This window comes from Corynebacterium sp. ACRQJ (genome assembly GCF_022346045.1).
GTDB classification, from domain to species: domain Bacteria; phylum Actinomycetota; class Actinomycetes; order Mycobacteriales; family Mycobacteriaceae; genus Corynebacterium; species Corynebacterium evansiae.
Window position 1 is genome coordinate 1 of sequence record NZ_JAKRMT010000049.1, and the last position, 1,083, is coordinate 1,083.

General features: G+C 56.4%; 1 pseudogene. It reads left to right on the forward strand.

Annotated features, from left to right (window positions below):
• Positions 1-1,083, forward strand: a pseudogene (locus MHX52_RS10330) (IS3 family transposase); the annotation flags it as partial.

Here is a 1,083-nt window from a genome sequence, read left to right on the forward strand (position 1 = left end):
AGAAGGAAGTTGTCCAACGTCACCTTGCCGGCGAGACAATGATGGATCTTGCCCGTGAGTTTGGCCTGTCGTCAGACCAACTCGTCAAAGATTGGTCCTGGAAATGGCGCAAAGGCGGCGATGAGGCGTTGAAACCGAAGCCGAAGGGCAGACCCAAAGGCTCGGCTGCACCGAAGCGGCTTACAGAAGAAGACAAGCTGCGCCGTCAGATCGCACGGTTGGAAGCGGAAAACGCGTACTTAAAAAAATTGCGGGACTTGAGGAACCAGGGACACGCCTGAAAGTCCAGGCGATCGTCATCCTCAAGTCGCACCACCGCCTGGAGCACCTCCTAGAGGCCGCTGGTATCCCACGGTCGACGTTCTTCTACCACCAGAAACGACTCAACGAACCGGATAAGTACGCAGTGCTCAAAGACGCGATCCGGGAGTGCTTCGAACGTAACAAGCATCGCTATGGCTACCGGCGGGTGCTGCTGGACCTGCGTAACCAGGGCTGGGTGGTCAACCACAAACTCGTCTACAAACTCATGTGCCAGATGGGTCTTCGAGCCAAGATCCGCCAACGCAGGCCCTATGTTTCCTACAGCGGGGCGATCAGCCACATCGCTGACAACACACTCGACCGCAAGTTCACCCCGGATCAGCCAAACACCGTCTTTGTCAGCGACGTCACCGAGTTCAGGGTTGCAGGCCGCAAGGTGTATTTGTCACCGGTGATGGACTTGTTCGACCGCTCCATCGTCGCTCACAGCGTGGCTACATCGCCGTCGACAGCGTTTACCGCCGATTCTTTGTCCAAGGCGATCGCGGCGTGTGCGCCTGAACCCGGGTGGATGATGCACACAGATCAAGGTTTCCAGTACCAGCATGCCTCCTGGCGTGACCTGATCGGCGACAACGGTGGTGTGCAGTCGATGTCGCGTAAAGCCAACTGCTACGACAACGCGGTCATGGAAAACTTCTTTGGACACTTGAAGACAGAGATGTACCACGGTGAAGTCTTCGACACGGTCGCAGAGTTCAATCAAGCGATCGACGAGTACATCAGGTGGTACAACACCGAACGCATCCAACAACGACT